Here is a 20,731-nt window from a genome sequence, read left to right on the forward strand (position 1 = left end):
GTCACTGGGGCAGTGCGGTGTGTTCTCGCATGTTCCTGTCGCCGGTGTCGATCCAGATTGTGTTGTGCACGATGCGGTCCATGATCGCATCGGCGTGGACTGCTCCACCGAGCCGGGCGTGCCAGTCCTTCTTCGGGTACTGGGTGCAGAACACGGTCGAGCCGGTGTCATAGCGGCGCTCGAGCAGTTCCAGCAGCATCGAACGCATTCCCTCGTCAGGATGGTCCAGCAGCCACTCGTCGATCACCAGCAGCGAGAACGTGGAGTACTTCCGCAGGAACTTCGTCTGGCCCTGCGGCTTGTCCTTTGCCAGGGCCCAGGCCTCTTCGAGGTCGGGCATTCGGATGTAGTGGGCTCGGAGCCGGTGCTGGCAGGCCTGCTTCGCCAGCGCGCAGCCGAGGTAGGACTTCCCTGAGCCGGTGAAGCCCTGGAAGACCACGTTCTGTTGCCGCTGGATGAAGGAGCAGGTTGCCAGTTGCGCGATCACGTTCCGGTTCAGTCCCCGTTCCTCGACCAGATCCAGCCGCCGCAGGTCCGCTCCGGGATAACGCAGCCCCGCCCGGCGGATCAGACCCTCGACCTTTCCATGATTGAAGATGGAATGCGCCTCGTCCACGATCAGCTGGAGCCGTTCCTGGAACGACATCCCCAGCACGTGAGCCTCATCCTGGGCATCGATCGCGTCCAGCAGCGCGGTCGCGCCCATCTCGCGCAGCTTCCGCTTCGTGTCGTTATCGATCACGCTCACCGGACACCTCCGGCGTAGTAGTCGGCGCCACGGACGTATCCGCCGTCTTCCGCGGGTTCCTCGCGGGGTGGACGCAGGGCGGCGACCTTGTCCTGCCCGGTGGCCAAGATCGGGTGCAGATGCGCATAGCGCGGTGAACGGACCCGTCCCGTCAGCGCGAGTGCGCAGGCCGCCTCGACCCGATCTACGGAGAAGCGGCGAGAGAGCCGTAGCACCGCCAACGCGGGATCCAGGCCCTGTTCCACGATCGGCACGGACTCGAAGATCCGCTGGATCACGATCACCGTGGCCGGCCCGACCCGATCTGCCCACGCCCGCACCCTCTGCGCGTCCCAGGCCTGGAAACGCTCGCCCGCAGGTAGGTCCGCGTCGTTGGTGCGGTACTCATTGCTCGCGGTCTCCGGGAGCAGCAGGTGACTGGTCAGTCGCTGGCTGCCCTGATAGATCTCCAGCGTCCGGGCCGTGATGCGCAGATCGACCTTCGCGCCGATGTGCGCGAACGGCGCGGAGTAGAAGTTCCGCGCGAACGTGACGTGCCCGTTCCTGCCCACTCGTCGTCCGTAGTGCCATGTCGAGATCTCGTAGGGCACCGCCGGCAGCGGCGTCAGCAGCGGCCGCTCCTCCGCGTCGAACACGCTGGCGCGGGATCCGGGCCGCTTCTGGAACGGCTCCGCGTTATAGGCCTCCATCCGCTGCCCGATGGCGGCTGCAAGTTCGGGCAGGGACGTGAATCGCTGATCCCGCAGCCCGGCGATGACCCAGGTCGCGACGTGCGCGACGGTGTTCTCCACGCTCGCCTTGTCTTTCGGTTTCCGCACCCTCCCCGGGAGCACCGCCGCCGAGTAATGCGCTGCCATCTCGCGATACGCATCGTTCAGGACGATCTCGCCCTCGCGGGGGTGCTTCACCACACCGGTCTTGAGGTTGTCCGGAACGATCCTCGGGACCGTCCCGCCCAGCGCCTCGAACATCGCTACGTGCGCTCGCAGCCAGGACTCCTGGCGCATATCCAGCGCCGGGAAGCAGAACGCGTAACGAGAAAAAGGCAGGCAGGCAACGAACAAGAACACCTTCGAGACCTCGCCGGTGACCGGATCGGCCAGCTCCATCGTGGGGCCGGACCAGTCGACCTCCACGCTCTGGCCGGCCTTGTGACCGACTCTCGAAGCGGCACCGGTGACCATGACGTGGTGCTGGTAGGTGCGGCAAAACCGGTCATACCCCATCGCCGGATCCCCAGCCGCCGTGGTCGCGTCGAAGTACTCGCCGTGCAACAGCTTCAGCGTCACGCCGACCCTGGCCATCTCTCGATGGACCTGTTCCCAGTCCGGCTGTGCGAACACGCTCTCGTGCTCGCCCCGGCCCGGGAACAACCGGGCATACACCTGCTCATCGGCGACGTCCGCGATATCGCCCCACCCGATCCCTGCAGCGTCAGCGGCCTCGAACACCGCCCTCACGGACTTGCGGGACATGCCCTGCGAGGACGAAATCGCTCGCCCCGACAGACCTTCTGCGCGCAGCTGGAGCACCAGCTTCGCCCTGATCTTCCGTACCATTCCAGATTGCTCCTTCCGCCGCGTGCCCTATACACACGGCGGAAGGAGCGTAGACAGAGCGGCCCCAACGACACCACTGGTGGTCCCGAACGACGCCACCGCTACGGCAGCGACGTGGCACCCGAACCCTCGATCAGCGGACCCCAGCGAGGCGAATATTCACCAGATCGCTTGGCGCAGCGCAAGGGCGGTGTTCATCGCCGACGGTGCGCCCAGGAAGACTGTGTAGCCGCAGACCGCCCGGGAGCAGTCGTCGAGGATCGTTGTCAGCCATGGCCGTGCGGGCTTGCCGTCGGTGCCCACCACCAGGATGTCGAGCATGGTGTGATCGGATTGCCACATCGCGTTGGGCAGCTCTGCTTGCCGGCGGAGTACCAGCTCGTGCTTGTCGCGGTAGGACGCTGCGCCCTCCAGGGCGAGGGTGACCATGCCGGGATCCAGGGTCCGCACGATGTCCCACACCACGGAGTAGGAGGGGACCGGCCACCTCCGGGCGGCGCAGATGCCGGTGACTTTGCGATGGATCGTGGCGATGGCCGGCCGCGGCTTGCTCAGTGCCAGGCCCTCGATCAGGTCGACGAGGTCGGGCGGAAGGCGGCGGGAGCCGGCGTCCGCTCGTGAGGCTGTCTCCAGTCCGGCGTAGCCGTCGGCGCGGTAGCGGGCGTGCCAGCGCTCCAGGGTCCGCAGCCCTACATCGGTCTCGCGAGCTAAGCGCGCGAGGGGCACCTGGTCCTCGACGTGGAGCCTGAGGATTCGCCACCGCGCTCGAGCGTCCACGACGCACCTACTGCAAGGCGTTCTCGCGCCCGCGCTCGGCGCGCTGAAGGGCGCGGTAGACCGTGGAGCGGCCCACGCTGAACAGCTCGGCCAGCTCGCCCACGGTGTGCTCGTCGGCAGCATGTAGCTGGACGAGGTGAGCTTCTTGCCGGGGGGTGAGTTTCGGTGACTTCCCGCGCAGCCGGCCCTTGGCCTTGGCGACCTTCATCCCCTCGCGGGTGCGGGCACGGATGAGGTCGGCTTCGAACTCGGCGACCATCGCCAGCACGTTGAACAACAGTTTCCCCATCGGGTCGGTCGGGTCGTACACCGATCCGGCGAAGCTCAGCTTCACTTCCCGCGCCGCGAGGTCGTCGGCGATCTGGTGGGCATCACGGACTGAACGCGCCAGCCGATCGAGCTTGGTGACCACGAACGTATCGCCGTCCCGACAGGCAGCCAGCGCCTGCCGCAGGCCCTCACGGTCGGCGTTGCGGCCCGTGAGCCCGTGATCGACGTAGATGCGCTTGGGATCGACGCCGAACGCCGCGAGTCCGTCACGCTGCGCGGTCAGGTCCTGCTCGTCGGTGGAGACTCGGGCATAGCCGACCTTCAAGGGGGACATGCTCCCCAGTGCGTCATATAGCCTCCCTTCACCGGACAGTTCACCGGACGGGTCTTACGGGACAGCCCGCCAGGCGTGCCGTCGTTCCTCTCGATAAGTAGCGGTGGTGTCCGGTGAGGGTTCCCCTTACGGGCATGCGATCTGGGCTGACGCCTGTGACCGAGTGTTCAGTGCGCGTTGTATAGTTCAGTCCATGCTGACTATTGCTTCGCGTCTCGACGTGATGAACCGCCTGGGTCGTGCACTGGCCGACCCCACTCGATCCCGGATCATCTTGACCCTGCTCAACCATCCCGCTTACCCGGCGGAACTGGCCCGAGATCTGGACCTGACACGCCCGAACGTGTCCAACCACCTGGCATGCCTGCGCGATTGCGGGATCGTCGTCTCCGAGCCCGAGGGTCGTCGGACACGATATGAGATCGCCGATTCGCACCTGGCGCAGGCGCTGACGGCACTGGTCGATGCCACCCTGGCAGTGGACGAAGACGCCCCGTGCATCGATCCCGCCTGCTCGCTTCCCGGATGCGACGCAGCTGGGGAGGGCGCATGATCCTCACCTCGGTCTTGCAGGCGATGGGCCTGTTCGCAGCGACCAACATCGACGACATCATCGTGCTCTCCCTCTTCTTCGCGCGAGGGGCAGGCCAGCGCGGCACTACCGCCCGCATTCTGGCCGGCCAGTACCTCGGATTCGCCGGCATCCTCGGTGCCGCGGTCCTGGTGACCATCGGCGCCGGAGCATTCCTGCCCTCGGCAGCCATCCCGTACTTCGGTCTCATCCCTCTGGGCCTCGGCCTCTGGGCCGCATGGCAGGCCTGGCGCGGAGACGATGACGACGATGACGACGAGGCCAAGGTTGCCGGCAAGAAGGTCGGCGTGTGGACAGTCGCAGGCGTCACCCTTGCCAACGGCGGCGACAACATCGGCGTCTACACCCCTGTCTTCCTCAGCGTGGAACCTCTCGCAGTAGTCGCCTACTGCATCGTCTTCCTCGCGCTCGTCCCGGTCCTGGTGGCCCTGGCAAAGTTCGTCGCCACCCGCCCCCCGATCGCCGAAGTGCTCGAACGCTGGGAGCACATCCTCTTCCCCATCGTTCTCATCGGCCTCGGCATCGTGATCCTCGTCAGCGGCGGAGCCTTCGGACTCTGACGTAGCGGCAGCGATCCAAACGGCCCCGACCGGGCGCACCCCTCTCGGTTCAGACCGCGACACCTACCTGCAGCCAGTCCTGCGTGATCGCGGCAACAAGACCGCCACGGAGCGCTGCAAAAACCCCGCCACCAAGCGAACGAAGCCACAGCCACGGTTCCCGCTAGGGTCCGAAACGGCACTTCTGGGACAGATCTGTCCCACTCCGGAGACGGACCACCCCAGTGACACAGTCAGCGGTGCAGCCGCGTCACCCCACCAGCATCTCCGCCACGAACGGCCACACCAGCAGTAGCACACCGATCCCGATGCCCACCGCGTCCGGCCACCGCAGGGGGCTGGGCAGGGCCCAGGTGCGGGTGGTGGCGGTCGCGAAGCCGCGGGCGTCCATGGCCAGTGCCTGCTGCTCCGCGCCCCGCAGCGCATCGACCAGCAGGGCGAGGGTGGCACCGGCCAGCAGCCGCGGCGAGGCGGGGGAGCCCAGGCCCCGCAGCACCCTGTTCTGCGTGATGATCTCCCACTGCCGGCCCAGGTGGCCGGCCCGCACCAGGCCCGCCACGGAGGCTGCGATGGGCCGGGCGGGCAGGCGCAGCTTCCCGCCCAGGGCATCACCCAGAGCGGTGACGTCCACCGAACCCAGCGCCAGCACACCCGGGGCGACGAATGCGATGATGCGTGCGGCCTCCTTCGCGCCCAGCAGCCACGCCTCCGTGGACAGCGACGGCGCGTCCCCCAGGAACGCCGTGGTCCACGCGAGCCCCGCCGCGGACAGCAGGATCGGTGCCAGGCGCAGCAGCCCACCGCCGAGGGTACGGATCGCCAGTGGTGCCAGCAGCACCGTGGGGAGCAGGGCCAGCAGGCCGCCCTGCCAGGTGTCCACTGCGAAGGAGCCGATCGCGGCGAGGATCCCGATCAGGCTCAGCACCAGCGGGTTCAAGGCGTCGGCCGGGATCCACCGGGCCCGCGGCACGGGGCCGATCCGGCGGTCCGGGGTGCGATCCGACGTGTGGGCCGGGGCGCCGTCGGGATCAGGTGCCGCCTGCCCCGCCAGGTCGAGACGGGCATCGGCCCGCTCGATCAGCACCGGGTCATGGGTGGCGACCAGCACCGCCCGCCCCTCCGCGCGAGCCCGGTCCAGCAGGGTGAGCACGGCTTCGCGTCGGCGTGCATCCAGGCCCACGGTGGGCTCGTCCAGCACCAGCAGATCGGGTTGCTGGGCGAGAGCCGCGATGATGGCGAGCCGCCGCTGCTCCCCACCGGAGAGGGTGTACGGGTTCGCCTCGGCCAGGTGCGCGAGGCCGGCGTCCTCCAGCAGGTGCTCGGCCAGGGCGTCGTCAGTGGCCCAGGGGGAGGCGGTGACCTCCTGCCGCACGGTGGGGGCGACGAAGGAGTGCTCCGGGTTCTGCGGAACCGAGGCGATCCGCTCCCTCTCCGGCAGTGCCACCTGCCCGGCGGCTGGCTTCTTCAGCCCCAGCACCACCTGCAGCAGGGTCGTCTTCCCCGCTCCGCTGGGGCCGGTCAGTGCCGTCATGGTGCCGCCGTGCAGCGCCAGGTCCATCCCGCGCAGCAGGGGTGGCTCCGTTCCTCGGCCCCGCCGCCGACCGGGCCGGCGCACATCGACCCCGGCAAGGCTCGCGACCACGGGACCTGGCTCGGTGGCCTTGCGCGGTACGGGCCCGTCCGCGGCCTGGCCCGCGACAGAGACGCCCGCGTCGATCAGCAGACGCGGGTCCTCCGTCAGCAGCTGCTCGGGGTCGCCGTCGGCGAGGATCGTGGCCTGCTCACCGAGCACCACCAGGCGGTCCACGTGCGGCAGCCACGCTGAATATTCGCCTCGCTGGGGTCCGCTGATCGAGGGTTCGGGTGCCACGTCGCTGCCGTAGCGGTGGCGTCGTTCGGGACCACCAGTGGTGTCGTTGGGGCCGCTCTGTCTACGCTCCTTCCGCCGTGTGTATAGGGCACGCGGCGGAAGGAGCAATCTGGAATGGTACGGAAGATCAGGGCGAAGCTGGTGCTCCAGCTGCGCGCAGAAGGTCTGTCGGGGCGAGCGATTTCGTCCTCGCAGGGCATGTCCCGCAAGTCCGTGAGGGCGGTGTTCGAGGCCGCTGACGCTGCAGGGATCGGGTGGGGCGATATCGCGGACGTCGCCGATGAGCAGGTGTATGCCCGGTTGTTCCCGGGCCGGGGCGAGCACGAGAGCGTGTTCGCACAGCCGGACTGGGAACAGGTCCATCGAGAGATGGCCAGGGTCGGCGTGACGCTGAAGCTGTTGCACGGCGAGTACTTCGACGCGACCACGGCGGCTGGGGATCCGGCGATGGGGTATGACCGGTTTTGCCGCACCTACCAGCACCACGTCATGGTCACCGGTGCCGCTTCGAGAGTCGGTCACAAGGCCGGCCAGAGCGTGGAGGTCGACTGGTCCGGCCCCACGATGGAGCTGGCCGATCCGGTCACCGGCGAGGTCTCGAAGGTGTTCTTGTTCGTTGCCTGCCTGCCTTTTTCTCGTTACGCGTTCTGCTTCCCGGCGCTGGATATGCGCCAGGAGTCCTGGCTGCGAGCGCACGTAGCGATGTTCGAGGCGCTGGGCGGGACGGTCCCGAGGATCGTTCCGGACAACCTCAAGACCGGTGTGGTGAAGCACCCCCGCGAGGGCGAGATCGTCCTGAACGATGCGTATCGCGAGATGGCAGCGCATTACTCGGCGGCGGTGCTCCCGGGGAGGGTGCGGAAACCGAAAGACAAGGCGAGCGTGGAGAACACCGTCGCGCACGTCGCGACCTGGGTCATCGCCGGGCTGCGGGATCAGCGATTCACGTCCCTGCCCGAACTTGCAGCCGCCATCGGGCAGCGGATGGAGGCCTATAACGCGGAGCCGTTCCAGAAGCGGCCCGGATCCCGCGCCAGCGTGTTCGACGCGGAGGAGCGGCCGCTGCTGACGCCGCTGCCGGCGGTGCCCTACGAGATCTCGACATGGCACTACGGACGACGAGTGGGCAGGAACGGGCACGTCACGTTCGCGCGGAACTTCTACTCCGCGCCGTTCGCGCACATCGGCGCGAAGGTCGATCTGCGCATCACGGCCCGGACGCTGGAGATCTATCAGGGCAGCCAGCGACTGACCAGTCACCTGCTGCTCCCGGAGACCGCGAGCAATGAGTACCGCACCAACGACGCGGACCTACCTGCGGGCGAGCGTTTCCAGGCCTGGGACGCGCAGAGGGTGCGGGCGTGGGCAGATCGGGTCGGGCCGGCCACGGTGATCGTGATCCAGCGGATCTTCGAGTCCGTGCCGATCGTGGAACAGGGCCTGGATCCCGCGTTGGCGGTGCTACGGCTCTCTCGCCGCTTCTCCGTAGATCGGGTCGAGGCGGCCTGCGCACTCGCGCTGACGGGACGGGTCCGTTCACCGCGCTATGCGCATCTGCACCCGATCTTGGCCACCGGGCAGGACAAGGTCGCCGCCCTGCGTCCACCCCGCGAGGAACCCGCGGAAGACGGCGGATACGTCCGTGGCGCCGACTACTACGCCGGAGGTGTCCGGTGAGCGTGATCGATAACGACACGAAGCGGAAGCTGCGCGAGATGGGCGCGACCGCGCTGCTGGACGCGATCGATGCCCAGGATGAGGCTCACGTGCTGGGGATGTCGTTCCAGGAACGGCTCCAGCTGATCGTGGACGAGGCGCATTCCATCTTCAATCATGGAAAGGTCGAGGGTCTGATCCGCCGGGCGGGGCTGCGTTATCCCGGAGCGGACCTGCGGCGGCTGGATCTGGTCGAGGAACGGGGACTGAACCGGAACGTGATCGCGCAACTGGCAACCTGCTCCTTCATCCAGCGGCAACAGAACGTGGTCTTCCAGGGCTTCACCGGCTCAGGGAAGTCCTACCTCGGCTGCGCGCTGGCGAAGCAGGCCTGCCAGCACCGGCTCCGAGCCCACTACATCCGAATGCCCGACCTCGAAGAGGCCTGGGCCCTGGCAAAGGACAAGCCGCAGGGCCAGACGAAGTTCCTGCGGAAGTACTCCACGTTCTCGCTGCTGGTGATCGACGAGTGGCTGCTGGACCATCCTGACGAGGGAATGCGTTCGATGCTGCTGGAACTGCTCGAGCGCCGCTATGACACCGGCTCGACCGTGTTCTGCACCCAGTACCCGAAGAAGGACTGGCACGCCCGGCTCGGTGGAGCAGTCCACGCCGATGCGATCATGGACCGCATCGTGCACAACACAATCTGGATCGACACCGGCGACAGGAACATGCGAGAACACACCGCACTGCCCCAGTGACCCGATGCCGGCGGGAGCCAGTGGTCCCCACCGCGGCGGCTACTGGCCCCCGTCGGCACGATCGGCGGTCCCCAAGAGCAAGATTCGGTGGCTCCCACGACTACGAATACTCACACGCCTCCAGCCGGTGATCGGCCACCACCAGGGTGCGGCCCGCGGAGACCTCCAGGATCGCCTCGCGCACGGCATCGGCCGTGGGACCGTCGAGCATGCTGGTGGGTTCGTCCAGCAGCAGCACGTCCGGCTCCAGGGCGAGCGCCCCGGCCAGGGCGATCCGCTGCTGCTGCCCGCCGGAGGTGGCCAGGGGCTCACGGCCAGCGTCCACGTCCACCCGGGCGGCATCCAGCGCCTCCGCGGCGCGGGTATGGATCTCGGGCCGGGCAAGGGCCGCGTTCTCCGGGCCGAAAGCGGCATCGCGGCCCACCGTCGCCGCCACCATGGCATTCGCGGGGTTCTGCAGCAGCAGGCCGCGCTCGCCGGGACGCACCGGTGGATCCGCCTGGCCCTCGAGGTCCCCGGCCTGCTCATCGAGCAGCCCGGCCAGGGCCCGCAGCACAGTGGACTTGCCGCTGCCGCTGGCCCCGGCCAGCAGCACCGTCTGTCCGGCCGGGATCGTCAGCTCCAGACCGTCCACGGTGCGGTGGGGCCGCGACAGCGGCCGCCACCGCAGACCGTGCAGGGAGAGTTCCCTCATGCGGTCACTTCGCGGGAACCGGGTGCCGGTCCCGCCCGGCCGGCAGCGAGTCCAGCGCACCGGTGGCTGCCAGGGCCCGAGTGGCGGCCCAGCCCAGCAGGCCGCACAGCACCGCACCGGAAGCGATGAAGAAGGCCAGCATGATGAAGGAGAAGGACCAGCTCATCTCCTGGTAGTAGGCGAACTTCTCCCAGCCCCACTCCAGGATCGCGGCGAGCACGCCGCCCAGGATCGCGACCGGCAGGGTGAAGCGGCGGTAGCGGGTCAGCAGGAAGGCAAGCTCCACGCCGCCGCCCTGCATCAGGCCCGAGATCGCGGTGCCCCAGCCCCACTGGCTGCCCAGCAGCATCGACAGCACCGCGGCGATCATCTCCGCGCCGAGCGCCGCGCCGGGCTTGCGCACGATCAGCCCGGCCAGCATCGCCGGCAGGAACCAGATCCCCGCCAGCAGCCCCTCGGCGGGCTTGAAGGCCGTCGTCAGCGGCCCGATCAGGGTGTACAGCTGGCCGTAGCCCAGGAACGCCACCCCGAATGCGACACCGATGGCCACGGTGACCAGCAGGTCCACCGTGCGGTAGCGGGTGGTGTGTGAACGGTTCATCTCCACTCCTTCCAGTACTGGAAGGGGCGCACGAGGACGCATCACGCATCCCGCGCGGAAATCCCGACTCCCTACGCCGGTGCTAACCGGATCAGGTTCGAGGGTCTGCGCCACGTGGCGCACTCTCAGCACCCCAGTGGTGCTCCCCTGTCAGCAGATGACCAACGGACAGTCTAGCGGCTCGTCCCCGAGGTCAGCGCCGGGCACGGATCGCCTGCTCCACCGCCTCGGCGGTCGCCACCGGGTCGGTGGGGGAGAGCAGGTAGTCCGTGCCGCTGCGGCCCACGATCTCCACCAGGGTCCCGGAGCGGGTCACCAGGATCCGGGTGCGCCGCTGCACGTCGTCGGTGGTGAAGATCTTGCCGCGGCCCACGGGCCGCAGCTCCTCGGGACGGGCGGCCATCACCCGGCCGCGGCGCCAGCCGAACCCGCCCACCGTCACGCCGACGGTGGACTGCGGCACCTGACGCAGCTGCACGGTGCGGAAATCGGTCAGCGGCCACGGCCGCTGCGGCCAGAATCCGCCAAGGCTCACCGTGACGCCGTGCTCGTCCACGATGAAGCGGGTCCACTGGCCGATCCAGGTCCAGAAGGCCAGGCCCACGAACACCAGGGCAGCGGCCAGGATCAGCACCGGCGGGAACGGCCTGGCCTGGGTGCTCATCACCGCCACCAGCGCCGCACCGGCCACCAGGGTCACGATGATCCTGGTCCAGCCGATGGAGCTGGGGCGGGTGGAGCCCACGTAGAACGGGGCCTCGGGCCTGGCCATCAGCTCACCAGATCGTCACGCGCTGCTCGGGCGCGAGGTACATCGCATCGCCCTCGCGCACGTCGAACGCCTCGTAGAACTCGTCCATGTGCCCGGCCGTGGTGTTGCAGCGGAACTCGGCAGGGGAGTGCGGGTCGATGGCGAGCCGGCGGATCGCCTCCTGCAGGCGGTTCTTGCCGCGCCACACGGTGGCCCAGGACAGGAACACCCGCTGGACGCCGGTGTACCCGTCGATCACGGGGGCCTCGCCGCCGTCCTGCGCGGTGCGTGCCTTGTATGCCTTCAGAGCGATGCCCAGACCGCCCAGGTCGCCGATGTTCTCACCGATGGTGAGGGCACCGTTGACGGTGTGCTGATCGTCGAGGTCACGCGGGGACAGCTGCGAGAACTGGGTGATCAGCACCGTGGTGCGCTCCTCGAAGGCCGCACGGTCCTCGGCGGTCCACCAGGAGGCCAGGTTGCCGTCGCCGTCGTACTTGGAGCCCTGGTCGTCGAAGCCATGACCGATCTCGTGGCCGATCACCGCGCCGATCCCGCCGAAGTTCACGGCGTCGTCGGCCTCGGCATCGAAGAACGGGGGCTGCAGGATCGCGGCGGGGAACACGATCTCGTTGCTGCCGGCGTTGTAGTAGGCGTTGACCGTCTGCGGGGTCATGTGCCACTCGTCCTCGTCGATCGGGCCGCCCACCTTGGCGTACTCGAAGTCGGCGTCGAAGCGGCGGGAGGCGCGCACGGTGGCGACCAGGTCGCCCTCGGTGATCTCCAGGCCGTCGTAGGAGCGCCACGTATCGGGGTAGCCGATCTTCGGGGTGAACTTCTCCAGCTTCTCCAGCGCCTTCTCGCGGGTGGCCGGGGTCATCCACTCCAGGGTCGAGATCGAGGCGCGGTAGGCGTCCAACAGGGAGTCCACCAGGTCGTTCATCCGCTCCTTGTGGGAGGGCGGGAAGTGGCGGGCCACGTACTCCTTGCCCACGGAGAAGCCCACGGCGCCCTCGACGAAGGCCACGCCTCGCTTCCACCGCTCGCGCAGCTCCTCGGCGCCGCTCAGCACCCGCCCGGAGAAGGAGAAGTCCTCCTCCACGAACGCGGCCGACAGGTACGGGGCGTACGTGCCCACCGCGCGCACCGCGAGCCAGGCGCGCAGCACCGCGAGGTCCTCACCGGCCAGCAGCTCCGCGGCCGCACCGACGTACTCGGGCTGGCTCACCGAGACCACGTCGAAGGCGCTGGTCGGTGCCCCGGTGCCCTCCACGAAGGCGTCCCAGGGGAAGGCGGGTGCCAGCTCGCGGCGCTGGTCGGCGTCCATCGGGTTGTAGGACTTCTCGCGGTCGCGCAGGCGCACCACGTCCACATGGCAGGCCGCCAGGCGGGTCTCGAAGTCCAGCACCGTCTGCGCCAGCTCGGCGGCATCACCGGTGGGAAGGCCCTCGCGGCCCGCCAGGCCCGCCAGCTCGATCAGGGCGGTCAGGTGCTCCACGTAGGCGGCGCGCACATCTGCGTAGTGGTCCTCGCGGTAGTAGGACTCGTCCGGCAGGCCCAGGCCGCCCTGGTGCAGCTTCACCTGGTAGCGGGTGGAGTCGTGGTCGTCGGTCCACACGTAGGCCAACAGGGCGCTGGTGCCCGAATCGGGGGCGGCCATCGTGCGCACCACCTGCTCGAGGTCAGCGGCGGCGGTGATCTGCTCCAGCAGCGGCTCCAGCGGTGCGGCGCCGGCGCGCTCGATCGCCTCAGTGTCCATGAACATCCGGTACAGGGCGCCGATGCGGCCGTGCTCGGAGTCGGCGGGGGCGTCGGTATCGGCGGCGGCCTCCTCGATGATCTCCCGCACCCTCTCCTCGGAGAGGTCGCGCAGCGCGTGGAACGCGCCGTCGCTGGAGCGATCCGCGGGCATCACGTGCGAGTCCAGCCACGCCCCGTTGACGTGACCGAACAGGTCGTCCTGGATGCGGACACCCGCATCGACGTGCTCGAGGTCGAGTCCGGAGCGAAGCGGCTGCTCGGAGGCGGCAGATGTGGCAGAGGTCATGTCTGAGATCTCCTCAAGGGGTCGGAACAGGGGAATGACGAGTACGGCGGAGGGAGCGGCGTGTCAGAACGCGATCATGCCCAGGACCGCGAGGCCCAGGGTGAGCACGCCGATGCCGAAGGGGGCGAACGCCCACAGTGAGCGCGCACGCTCGGCGGCGGAGCGGCGCTGCAGCACCAGAGTGGCAAGGCCCGAACCGATCGACAGCACGGCAGTGCCCACCACCAGCACCGGGGCCAGGATCACCAGCACCGTGGCACCGATCTGGAAGAACACGGTTCCCAGCACGTCCAGCAGGCGCATCCCCACGCTGGAACGGGCAGTGACCCGCGCATCCAGCATGGTGGCCACGGCGTTCTTGGACCACTCCGAGGGACGGGCGATACGGCGGCGGGTGGAGACCGTCTGCGCGGTGGCCAGCGCCAACCACACCAGAGCCGCACCCGCACCGAGCCATACGCCCAGCTCAGCACGGGAATCGCCAGGCCACAGCAGCAGTGCCAGCAGCACTGCCGCCACCCGCAGGGCCTCCTCGGTCACGCTGCGCACCGCCATCAGGCCGGGGTTCACCGCCAGACGGGCCCGGGTGCGGGCCACGAACAGGCTGGTGCCCACCAGGACCAGAAGCTGGACCGCGCCGAGGGCGAGGCCCAGCGCCAGCACCAGCACGCTGGAGGGCGCCAACGGCAGGATCGCCACCAGCAGCACCAAGCCCAGCACCGGCAGCACCAGCGCCAGGACGGACAGCCCGCGCACCAGGTCGCGCACCAGGTCGGCTCCGGTGGGAGGATGGTCGTGACCGGTGTGGTCGTGCGGATCGGCACAGCCGTGGTCGGCCGCCGGCGGGGTCGCGGTCATGGAGCTCCTTCGGGTCCCCACCAGGGTAGCGGCCCGCACTGGACGCAGTACCTGCGTCCGACGTGTCACCATGGCCACGTGTCACGATGACCGGAACGGTCATCGACGGAGGACGGAGAGCACGATGGATCAAGGGGCGGGGCTCGACGCCGCGCAGCGCGCCCGCGCCCTCGGCTCCGTGGTGGCAGCTGCCACCGGCGACGCCCTCGGTGCCCCCTACGAGTTCCTCGCCCCCCTTCCGGCCTCCGAGGACGTGGAGATGGTGGGCGGCGGGGTGCTGGACTGGCAGGAGGGCGAGTGGACCGACGACACCGCGATGGCGATCGTGGTGCTCGAGGCGGCCGCCGCCATCCCGGGCCTGCACGACCTGCGCTTGGAGCAGGCGCAGGACCAGATCGCCCGCGAGTGGTACTCGTGGTCGCTCGGCACCCCGGACATCGGGGGCCTCACCTCCACCGTGGTGCGCCGCGCCGTGGACCGGGCCCTGGCCGACGGCCACTTCGCGCCCCGCGCGGTGGACTTCCGGGCCGCCGCCCTCAGCGCCCACGAGGAACTGCCCCGCATCGCCGGCAACGGATCGCTGATGCGCACCCACGCCGCCGTGCTGCCGTACCTGCTGCGCACCGAGGACGATGCCGCCGAGGGCATCGACGCCGTGTGCCGCCTCACCCACGTGCACCCCGACGTCACCGAGGCCTGCATGCTGTGGGGCCTCGCGGTGCGCCACGCCGTGCTCACCGGGGAGGTGGACGTGCGGGTGGGCCTTGGTCGGCTGAGCCCGGAGCGCGAGGAGCTGTGGCGCACCCGCATCGAGGAGGCCGAGGCCACCACCCCCGCCACCTTCCGTCGCAACGGCTGGGTGGTGGGCGCCTTCCAGGCGTCGTGGTCGGCGATCCACGCCACCCTGCCGCTGCCCGCCGGGAAGTTCGCCCGCCGGGAGGCCCTGGTGTGCAGCCTCGAGCAGGCCGTGCGCGCGGGCTACGACACCGACACCATCGCCTGCATCACCGGTGCGCTGATGGGCGGTGCGCTCGGGGTCAAGGCGGTGCCGCCGGAGTGGCGCCGGCAGTTGTTCGGCTGGCCCGGCTACGAGGTGGACGAACTGATCTCCCTGGTGGAACGTGTGATCCCCGGGGAACGGCCCGAGGAGGGAGCAGTCTGATGGACCTGCGGATCATGGCCTGGAACCTGTGGGAGCTGCGCGGGGACCTGCCCGCGCTCACCGAGACCGTGCGGGACCTGGCACCGGACGTGCTGCTGGTGCAGGAGGCCCCCCGCTTCGTGCTGCCCACTACGCGCCTGCGCTGGTTCGCCCGCCAGGTGGGCATGGAGATCCTGGTGGGCGGGTTCGGCGGCCGGGGCCTGGCGATCCTCGCCACCGAGGACGTGGCCGCCCGGGTGATCCGCCGCGGCATGCATCCGGTGGCCCAGCAGCTCAGCGACCTGAACTCCACCTACCCCCGGGGTGTGGCCGCGGTGCGCGTCTCCGTCCCGGGCGGGGGAGCGGTGGTGCTGAGTTCGATCCACTTCGCCTTGCAGCAGGACAACCGCATGGCCCACGCCGAGCACGTCAGGGCGCTGGTGAGCTCCGCCGGGGCTCCCGTGATCATCGGCGGGGACCTGAACGAGACGGCCGACGGGGCGGCCCGGCAGCTGCTGGACCCGCTGGTGCAGGACCCGGCCGGCCCCGATCAGCACACCTTCCCGGCCTCCGCCCCCACCCGTCGGATCGACGCGATCCTGGTGAGCGAGGGGGTGCGGGTGCGCGATGCCCGCGCGGTCCGCTCCACGGACGCGGTGGACGCGGCCCGCCTCGCCGGCGCCTCCGATCACCTGCCCACGCTGGTGGACGTCAGCCTCTGACGAGGTGTCAGGCCCTGAGCCCGGCCCGCATCGCGATCCGGTCGTCCTGCCCGCCGACGTGGCGGATCAGCACGTCCTGGCCGTCGCGGCCCAGCACAGTGAGCTGGGTGCGGTAGCAGCGCAGCGCCGACTCCACCTGATCGGCCACCCCCGGCAGGTCGCGCCACACGAAAGCCGTGTCGTCGGGCTCGCTGGCGAACTGCACCAGCGGCACGCCTGTGCGCTCGGCCGCCGCCACGGTGACGTGATGGGCATGGACGTGGTCGGGGTGGCCGTAGCTGCCGGCGTCGTCGTAGCCCAGCAGCAGGTCCGGGCGCGCCTGCTCGATCAGGGCCACCAGGTCGTCCGCGGCGTCCTTGCGCGGCCGGTGGGTGAAGCTTTCCGGCCCTGCCGTCTCCGCCGGGCCCGCCAGGCCCTTGCGCACCCAGCGCATCCCGGAGTCGCGGTACCGGCGCGGCTCGGCACCGGGCGCGAGTGCCGGGGGCTCTCCCAGCATGTGACGCTCGGTGATCCCCAGGTGGGCACAGGCCGCGTCGATCTCGTGGGCGCGGATCTCGTCCAGCGGGCGGTCCTCGCCCTCGGGGATGCTGCCGGGAACCACCTCGCCCTCCTCGCCGCGGGTGGCGGTCACCAGCACCACGCGGGTGCCGGCGCGGGAAAGGGTGGCCAGCAGTGCACCGGTGGCGAGGGACTCGTCGTCCGGATGGGCGTGGGCCACCAGCACCGTGTGCGCGGTCTCGAGCAGGTCCCAGGGGTCGGCGGTCATCGGGGATCCTCCTGCGGATCGTGGGCGGGGGCAGGGCGGGTGAGCCTCAGGTACTGCGCGGCGAGGGCTCGGGCGCTCACCTCCCAGGTGCGGCTCTCGGCGAAGCACCGGGCATCGCGCGATGCGCGACGGAGCGTGTCGGGCTCGGCGAGCAGGCGCTGCACCGCCTCCGCCCACACATCGGGATCGCGGGTGGTCAGCACGATCCCCTCGGGAGCCACTGCCTCCCGGACCCCGCCGGCCCCGGCCCATGCCGCCACCGGGGTGCCGCTGGCCTGGGCCTCCAGTGCCACCAGGCCGAAGGTCTCCGACCAACTGGGGAGCAGCAGCAGATCGGCCTCGCGCATGCGCGCAGCGAGCGCAGCCCTGCCCTGAGGGCCCACGAGCTCGACCCGGTCACTGATCCCGAGCCGATGTGCGGTCTCCTTCAGCTCCCCCAGGTAGTCCTGGAAGTCCTGGGAGACCCCGCCGGTCAGCACGAGGCGTGCATCCAAGGCAGGGTCCAGGCGTGCCAGCACCTCCAGCGCCAGGTCCGGGGCCTTCAGTGGTTGCAGGCGGGCGGCGAACAGCAGTGTGGGCGGGTGCGGGGCCAGCTCGTCGGCCGGTGGGCAGAAGCGCTCCACGTCCACGCCGGGGCGCACGACGGCCAGGCGCTCCCCGGGCACCCCGTAGCGCTCGGCGACAGTGCGGGCCTCCGCCTCCGATACCGCGATGACCAGGTCGGACTCGCGGGCCACCAGCCGTTCCCCGGGGATCCTGCCCGAGGACTCCGCGGGCTCTCCGGCATCGAGGTGCGGCGCGTCCTCAGGTGCGGCCACGGAGTGGAAGGACTGCAGGTGGGGGATCCCCAGCTCGCGGGCGATCGGCAGGGCCGCCACGCCGCTGAACCAGTGATGGGAATGGATCAGGTCCCAGCGGGGATCATCACCGTCGATCGCCGCGTGGGAGAGTGCCGCGCGCAGCTGCTCGCGGAATGGTTCGATCGCCTGCTCCATCGCGCTCTTGGCGAGCGGGGCCGGTGGGCCCGCGTCCAGGTGATGCACCCTCACCCCGGGGGCGATGTCCATGGTGGCCGGCGTGTCCGGGTCGGAGCGGCGGGTGAAGAGATCCACCTGGTGCCCGGCCCGGGCGAGCGCCAGGGACTGCTCGAGCACCACGACGTTCATGCCCCCCGCATCGGCCCCGCCGGGCTCGGCCACCGGCGAGGTGTGAAGGGACACGGCGACGATGCGCAGGGGGACCTCCGGCATGCCTGACATGGCTCGATCCTAGATTCCCGTGTTCGCCAGTGACGAAACCGGACGCGGCCTGGGTCACGAGAGGTTGAAACATGCACCGTCATGAGTCAGCGTGAGGGGCATGGAAACGGCGGAGAAGGTGGATTGGGCGACCCTGAACGTCCATGCGGCAGGGCGGCCGGCCCGCCGACTGGTGTCCAAGGCGATCGCCGCCGCCGGCGGTGACCGCGCCGCCGGTGTGGTGCTGGACCTCGGCGCCGGTGCCGGGGCCGACTCCCTTCAGTTCGCCCGCCGCGGCTGGACCGTGCACGCCTACGACGCCGACGACACCATCGCCGCGCGCCTGGTGGAGAACGACCGCATGAGCGGTTCGGTGCAGTTCCACCACACCGACATCACCGACGTGGACGCGTTCCCCCGCGCCCAGATCGTGTACTCCACGTACACCCTGGGTCTGCTGGGCCCCGACGGGCTGGCCGCCACCTGGCCCAAGCTGGTGGACGCCCTCCCGCGCGGCGGCGTGATGGCGGTGGACGTGTTCGGCACCAACGACTCCTGGGCCGATCGCCCTGACATCGCCACTCTCTCGATGCCGGAGATCGACGCGATGTTCCGCGGCTTCCAGATCATCGACCGCTCGGTCCGCGATGAGGACGGCCGTTTCCTCGCAGACAAGAAGCACTGGCACGTGATCACCACGCTCGCCCGGAAGCTCAGCTGAGGTCTCGACCAGGCGCACGCCGGTCTCGGGCTGGCTGCCCGTCCGGGACCGGGCTCAGCCGCCCTGCGACCGCGCCCAGTGTCCCGACGGCACCGTCCCGCAGTGACGCGCGGCTGCTCATCATCGCGAGGTGCAGCATCGCGTCTGACCCCAGCCGCCAGGCCTGACCGGGAACGGTACGGCGGGCGGCATAGGCCCGCAGCGCGGCGTCGATGCTCGACGTGGACCTGATCGCCGCGGGCAGCGCGTCCGCATCCTGCAGGGCCGTGTTCGCCCTGTGCCCGAGATTGGGCGCCATCGCGTGCGCGGCATCCCCCAGCAGCACCACGTCATCCTTCACCGGCAGCACGGGCGGGGCGGTGTGGATCCCGTGGACCAGCGTCGATGCGGGCCTGGCGGCGGCGAGCACGGCGTCGATCGGTTCCCGTCGGCCGCCCACCACCGCGCGCAGGTGCGCGAGATCCTCCTCGCGGGAGCCGGTGCGGTGCTCGGGCACGCAGGCGAACCAGTTGGTGCCGCGGGCCAGCGGGGTGATGCCGAACAACCATCCTCCGCCCCAGGTCTCCGAGATCTCCGGGGGAGGATCGTCAGTGGTGCCTCGCAGGACGGTCACCCTGTGCCGGCGGGCCTCGCTGCCCGGCCATCCGGAGCGCCTCACCAGCGAATGAACCCCGTCGGCCCCCACCAGGAGGTCGGCACCCTGACGCAGCGGGCGTGCGTCTTCGACGCGTCGACGGCTGCGGTGCACCGTCTCGGGAAGCGCTGCGGTGAGGATCTGGACCAGGTCCGAGCGGGCCACCAGGATCCCGCCCCCGGCGGGGATGGTGGCCAGGTGTCGTCCGTCGGCCCCGATCAGGCGTCCACTGCGGGGAGCGGCGGACCTCGCACGCACCTCCTCCAGCACCCCGAGCCGTTCCAGCACCCGCTGCGCCGGGCCGAACAGGCCCAACGCCGTTCCGACGGTGGGGATCGCGAAGTGCTCGTCGATCAGCTCCACCTCGTGCCCGTCGCCAGCCAGGGCGATGGCGGAGCTGAGCCTGGACACGCCGGCCCCCAGGATGCGCACGGTCAATGGGCGATGCATGATGCGAACCTAGCGCGCTTCCGGGGCTGGCGGGCGCTTGACCCTCACGCGACGTGAGGCAGGAAGGTGGAGCCATGACCGAGAAGCAGCAATCGCTCACCGTGGGCCGCGTGGCCGAACTGGTGGGGGTCAGCGTGCGCACCCTGCATCACTGGGACACGATCGACCTGGTGCGACCCAGCGGGCGCAGCTGGTCCGACTACCGGCTCTACGACGCGGACGACATCGCACGCATCCACCGGGTGCTGGTGTACCGCGAGATCGGTCTGCCGCTCGCTGAGATCGCCCGGATCCTCGATGATCCCGAGGTCGATCCCCGCGAGCACCTGCAGCGCCAGCGTGCGCTCCTCGCGGAGCGAATCAGCCGGCTCACCAAGGCGGCCCGCGCCGTCGACGAGATGATCAAGAGGACCACACCCATGAACCAGGACAAGAACATCAAGCTCAGCCCCGAGGAGCAGACCCGCATCTTCGGCACCGACTGGGACCCCGCCTGGCAGGACGAGGCCCGCGAGCGATGGGGCGACAGCGAGCAGTGGGCACAGTCCGTCGAGCGCACCGGGCACTACAGCGCCTCGGACTGGAAGCGCGTGGCCGAGGAGACCGCGGCCCTGGACGCCGACCTCGCGGAGGCCATGCAACGCGGGGTGGAGCCCGGCAGTGAGGAAGCGAATGCGCTGGCCGAACGGCATCGCGCCTCCATCTCGCAGCACTACGACTGCACTGCGTCGATGCACGTGGTGCTGGCACGGATGTACACCGAGGACCCGCGCTTCACCGCGCACTACGACCGCCGGGCCGAGGGGCTCGCGGCCTGGCTGCGCACGGTGATCGAGGAGGCGGCCCGCACCCAGGGCGTGGACCCGGAGACCGCCGGCTGGGAGTGAGTGCGGGAGAAGCAAGCGCGGGAGAGAGGCGTCGAGAGATGACCCCCGCGTCATCGGGCGGCGGTGCGTAGCGTTGGCTGCACACCGCCGT

21 protein-coding genes and 1 riboswitch are annotated in these 20,731 nt (G+C 70.0%); of the genes, 8 read left to right on the forward strand and 13 right to left on the reverse strand.

The window, feature by feature from the left end; translation table 11 throughout:
* Position 1 precedes the first annotated feature (1 nt).
* The 4 genes from JOD52_RS04675 to JOD52_RS04690 all read right to left on the reverse strand — a co-directional run bounded on the left by JOD52_RS04675 (position 2) and on the right by JOD52_RS04690 (position 3,688).
* Positions 2-748, reverse strand: a complete 747-nt coding sequence (locus tag JOD52_RS04675; protein WP_338124028.1) for an ATP-binding protein — start codon at positions 746-748, stop codon at positions 2-4.
* Positions 745-2,307, reverse strand: coding sequence for an IS21 family transposase (gene istA / locus JOD52_RS04680; protein ID WP_204408388.1), 1,563 nt, complete (start codon positions 2,305-2,307; stop codon positions 745-747). Before istA (JOD52_RS04680) ends, JOD52_RS04675 begins: the two co-directional genes overlap by 4 nt.
* Positions 2,308-2,466: 159 nt before the next feature.
* Entirely contained in the window at positions 2,467-3,207 is a 741-nt protein-coding gene (locus tag JOD52_RS04685; RefSeq protein WP_239551792.1) for a helix-turn-helix domain-containing protein, read from the reverse strand.
* Entirely contained in the window at positions 3,092-3,688 is a 597-nt protein-coding gene (locus JOD52_RS04690) for a recombinase family protein (protein ID WP_204408919.1), read from the reverse strand. Before JOD52_RS04690 ends, JOD52_RS04685 begins: the two co-directional genes overlap by 116 nt.
* Before the next feature lie 193 nt (positions 3,689-3,881).
* Between JOD52_RS04690 and cmtR the strand changes: the two genes are divergently transcribed.
* Positions 3,882-4,241 carry a Cd(II)/Pb(II)-sensing metalloregulatory transcriptional regulator CmtR gene (cmtR, locus tag JOD52_RS04695; RefSeq protein WP_204408920.1) on the forward strand — a complete coding sequence of 120 codons (360 nt, stop codon included), beginning with the start codon at positions 3,882-3,884 and terminating at the stop codon, positions 4,239-4,241.
* Entirely contained in the window at positions 4,238-4,840 is a 603-nt protein-coding gene (locus tag JOD52_RS04700) for a cadmium resistance transporter (RefSeq protein WP_017822968.1), read from the forward strand. Before cmtR ends, JOD52_RS04700 begins: the two co-directional genes overlap by 4 nt.
* Before the next feature lie 250 nt (positions 4,841-5,090).
* Here the strand turns inward: JOD52_RS04700 and JOD52_RS04705 are convergent, their stop codons facing one another.
* Positions 5,091-6,710: an ATP-binding cassette domain-containing protein gene (locus tag JOD52_RS04705; protein ID WP_338124049.1), complete on the reverse strand. Its 1,620-nt coding sequence runs from the start codon at positions 6,708-6,710 to the stop codon at positions 5,091-5,093.
* 114 nt (positions 6,711-6,824) lie between these two features.
* Between JOD52_RS04705 and istA (JOD52_RS04710) the strand changes: the two genes are divergently transcribed.
* On the forward strand, positions 6,825-8,387 hold the full coding sequence (gene istA, locus JOD52_RS04710) for an IS21 family transposase (RefSeq protein WP_204408388.1): 1,563 nt from the start codon (positions 6,825-6,827) through the stop codon (positions 8,385-8,387).
* The gene (locus tag JOD52_RS04715; RefSeq protein ID WP_338124028.1) at positions 8,384-9,130 is read left to right on the forward strand and encodes an ATP-binding protein; all 747 of its coding nucleotides are present in this window, start codon (positions 8,384-8,386) and stop codon (positions 9,128-9,130) included. Before istA (JOD52_RS04710) ends, JOD52_RS04715 begins: the two co-directional genes overlap by 4 nt.
* 100 nt (positions 9,131-9,230) lie before the next feature.
* On the opposite strand, the gene JOD52_RS04720 is transcribed toward JOD52_RS04715, so the two are convergent.
* From JOD52_RS04720 to JOD52_RS04740, 5 genes are all read right to left on the reverse strand, one after another.
* Positions 9,231-9,824, reverse strand: coding sequence for an ABC transporter ATP-binding protein (locus JOD52_RS04720; protein WP_204408921.1), 594 nt, complete (start codon positions 9,822-9,824; stop codon positions 9,231-9,233).
* Positions 9,825-9,828: 4 nt separating this feature from the next.
* Positions 9,829-10,425, reverse strand: coding sequence for an ECF transporter S component (locus tag JOD52_RS04725; protein WP_204408922.1), 597 nt, complete (start codon positions 10,423-10,425; stop codon positions 9,829-9,831).
* Between the two features lie 51 nt (positions 10,426-10,476).
* A riboswitch (TPP riboswitch) is annotated at positions 10,477-10,584 on the reverse strand.
* 34 nt (positions 10,585-10,618) lie between these two features.
* Positions 10,619-11,197: a hypothetical protein gene (locus JOD52_RS04730; protein WP_204408923.1), complete on the reverse strand. Its 579-nt coding sequence runs from the start codon at positions 11,195-11,197 to the stop codon at positions 10,619-10,621.
* A gap of 4 nt (positions 11,198-11,201) precedes the next feature.
* A complete protein-coding gene (locus JOD52_RS04735) occupies positions 11,202-13,223 on the reverse strand; it encodes a M13 family metallopeptidase (RefSeq protein ID WP_204408924.1) in 2,022 nt (673 codons plus the stop codon).
* 63 nt (positions 13,224-13,286) lie between these two features.
* Positions 13,287-14,081, reverse strand: coding sequence for a hypothetical protein (locus tag JOD52_RS04740; protein WP_204408925.1), 795 nt, complete (start codon positions 14,079-14,081; stop codon positions 13,287-13,289).
* A gap of 124 nt (positions 14,082-14,205) precedes the next feature.
* On the opposite strand from JOD52_RS04740, the gene JOD52_RS04745 reads away from it, so the two are divergent.
* Together JOD52_RS04745 and JOD52_RS04750 are read left to right on the forward strand one after the other, a co-directional pair.
* Positions 14,206-15,243, forward strand: a complete 1,038-nt coding sequence (locus tag JOD52_RS04745; protein ID WP_204408926.1) for an ADP-ribosylglycohydrolase family protein — start codon at positions 14,206-14,208, stop codon at positions 15,241-15,243.
* Entirely contained in the window at positions 15,243-15,944 is a 702-nt protein-coding gene (locus JOD52_RS04750; protein WP_204408927.1) for an endonuclease/exonuclease/phosphatase family protein, read from the forward strand. The genes JOD52_RS04745 and JOD52_RS04750 overlap by 1 nt, the downstream gene beginning before the upstream one ends.
* Before the next feature lie 7 nt (positions 15,945-15,951).
* Here the strand turns inward: JOD52_RS04750 and JOD52_RS04755 are convergent, their stop codons facing one another.
* Both JOD52_RS04755 and JOD52_RS04760 read right to left on the reverse strand, forming a co-directional pair.
* Positions 15,952-16,710, reverse strand: a complete 759-nt coding sequence (locus tag JOD52_RS04755; protein WP_204408928.1) for a PIG-L deacetylase family protein — start codon at positions 16,708-16,710, stop codon at positions 15,952-15,954.
* Positions 16,707-17,969, reverse strand: coding sequence for a glycosyltransferase (locus tag JOD52_RS04760; protein WP_204408929.1), 1,263 nt, complete (start codon positions 17,967-17,969; stop codon positions 16,707-16,709). Before JOD52_RS04760 ends, JOD52_RS04755 begins: the two co-directional genes overlap by 4 nt.
* Before the next feature lie 100 nt (positions 17,970-18,069).
* On the opposite strand from JOD52_RS04760, the gene JOD52_RS04765 reads away from it, so the two are divergent.
* On the forward strand, positions 18,070-18,669 hold the full coding sequence (locus tag JOD52_RS04765; protein WP_204408930.1) for a class I SAM-dependent methyltransferase: 600 nt from the start codon (positions 18,070-18,072) through the stop codon (positions 18,667-18,669).
* On the opposite strand, the gene JOD52_RS04770 is transcribed toward JOD52_RS04765, so the two are convergent.
* The gene (locus tag JOD52_RS04770) at positions 18,662-19,753 is read right to left on the reverse strand and encodes an FAD-dependent monooxygenase (RefSeq protein ID WP_239551793.1); all 1,092 of its coding nucleotides are present in this window, start codon (positions 19,751-19,753) and stop codon (positions 18,662-18,664) included. The two genes, JOD52_RS04765 and JOD52_RS04770, sit on opposite strands and share 8 nt — an antisense overlap.
* A 74-nt stretch (positions 19,754-19,827) precedes the next feature.
* Between JOD52_RS04770 and JOD52_RS04775 the strand changes: the two genes are divergently transcribed.
* On the forward strand, positions 19,828-20,640 hold the full coding sequence (locus JOD52_RS04775) for a MerR family transcriptional regulator (RefSeq protein WP_204408931.1): 813 nt from the start codon (positions 19,828-19,830) through the stop codon (positions 20,638-20,640).
* The last annotated feature ends 91 nt before the right edge of the window (positions 20,641-20,731 follow it).

It is taken from the genome of Brachybacterium muris (genome assembly GCF_016907455.1).
In the GTDB taxonomy this organism is placed as follows: Bacteria; Actinomycetota; Actinomycetes; order Actinomycetales; family Dermabacteraceae; genus Brachybacterium; species Brachybacterium muris.

Bases quoted from the DNA above. Each gene is read 5' to 3' on its own strand.
- istA (WP_204408388.1), bottom strand. From the start codon at position 2,307: ATGGTACGGAAGATCAGGGCGAAGCTGGTGCTCCAGCTGCGCGCAGAA.
- JOD52_RS04685 (WP_239551792.1), bottom strand. From the start codon at position 3,207: ATGCTGCCGACGAGCACACCGTGGGCGAGCTGGCCGAGCTGTTCAGCG.
- JOD52_RS04690 (WP_204408919.1), bottom strand. From the start codon at position 3,688: ATGTCCCCCTTGAAGGTCGGCTATGCCCGAGTCTCCACCGACGAGCAG.
- cmtR (WP_204408920.1), top strand. From the start codon at position 3,882: ATGCTGACTATTGCTTCGCGTCTCGACGTGATGAACCGCCTGGGTCGT.
- JOD52_RS04700 (WP_017822968.1), top strand. From the start codon at position 4,238: ATGATCCTCACCTCGGTCTTGCAGGCGATGGGCCTGTTCGCAGCGACC.
- istA (WP_204408388.1), top strand. From the start codon at position 6,825: ATGGTACGGAAGATCAGGGCGAAGCTGGTGCTCCAGCTGCGCGCAGAA.
- JOD52_RS04720 (WP_204408921.1), bottom strand. From the start codon at position 9,824: ATGAGGGAACTCTCCCTGCACGGTCTGCGGTGGCGGCCGCTGTCGCGG.
- JOD52_RS04725 (WP_204408922.1), bottom strand. From the start codon at position 10,425: ATGAACCGTTCACACACCACCCGCTACCGCACGGTGGACCTGCTGGTC.
- JOD52_RS04730 (WP_204408923.1), bottom strand. From the start codon at position 11,197: ATGGCCAGGCCCGAGGCCCCGTTCTACGTGGGCTCCACCCGCCCCAGC.
- JOD52_RS04735 (WP_204408924.1), bottom strand. From the start codon at position 13,223: ATGACCTCTGCCACATCTGCCGCCTCCGAGCAGCCGCTTCGCTCCGGA.
- JOD52_RS04740 (WP_204408925.1), bottom strand. From the start codon at position 14,081: ATGACCGCGACCCCGCCGGCGGCCGACCACGGCTGTGCCGATCCGCAC.
- JOD52_RS04745 (WP_204408926.1), top strand. From the start codon at position 14,206: ATGGATCAAGGGGCGGGGCTCGACGCCGCGCAGCGCGCCCGCGCCCTC.
- JOD52_RS04750 (WP_204408927.1), top strand. From the start codon at position 15,243: ATGGACCTGCGGATCATGGCCTGGAACCTGTGGGAGCTGCGCGGGGAC.
- JOD52_RS04755 (WP_204408928.1), bottom strand. From the start codon at position 16,710: ATGACCGCCGACCCCTGGGACCTGCTCGAGACCGCGCACACGGTGCTG.
- JOD52_RS04760 (WP_204408929.1), bottom strand. From the start codon at position 17,969: ATGTCAGGCATGCCGGAGGTCCCCCTGCGCATCGTCGCCGTGTCCCTT.
- JOD52_RS04765 (WP_204408930.1), top strand. From the start codon at position 18,070: ATGGAAACGGCGGAGAAGGTGGATTGGGCGACCCTGAACGTCCATGCG.
- JOD52_RS04770 (WP_239551793.1), bottom strand. From the start codon at position 19,753: ATGCATCGCCCATTGACCGTGCGCATCCTGGGGGCCGGCGTGTCCAGG.
- JOD52_RS04775 (WP_204408931.1), top strand. From the start codon at position 19,828: ATGACCGAGAAGCAGCAATCGCTCACCGTGGGCCGCGTGGCCGAACTG.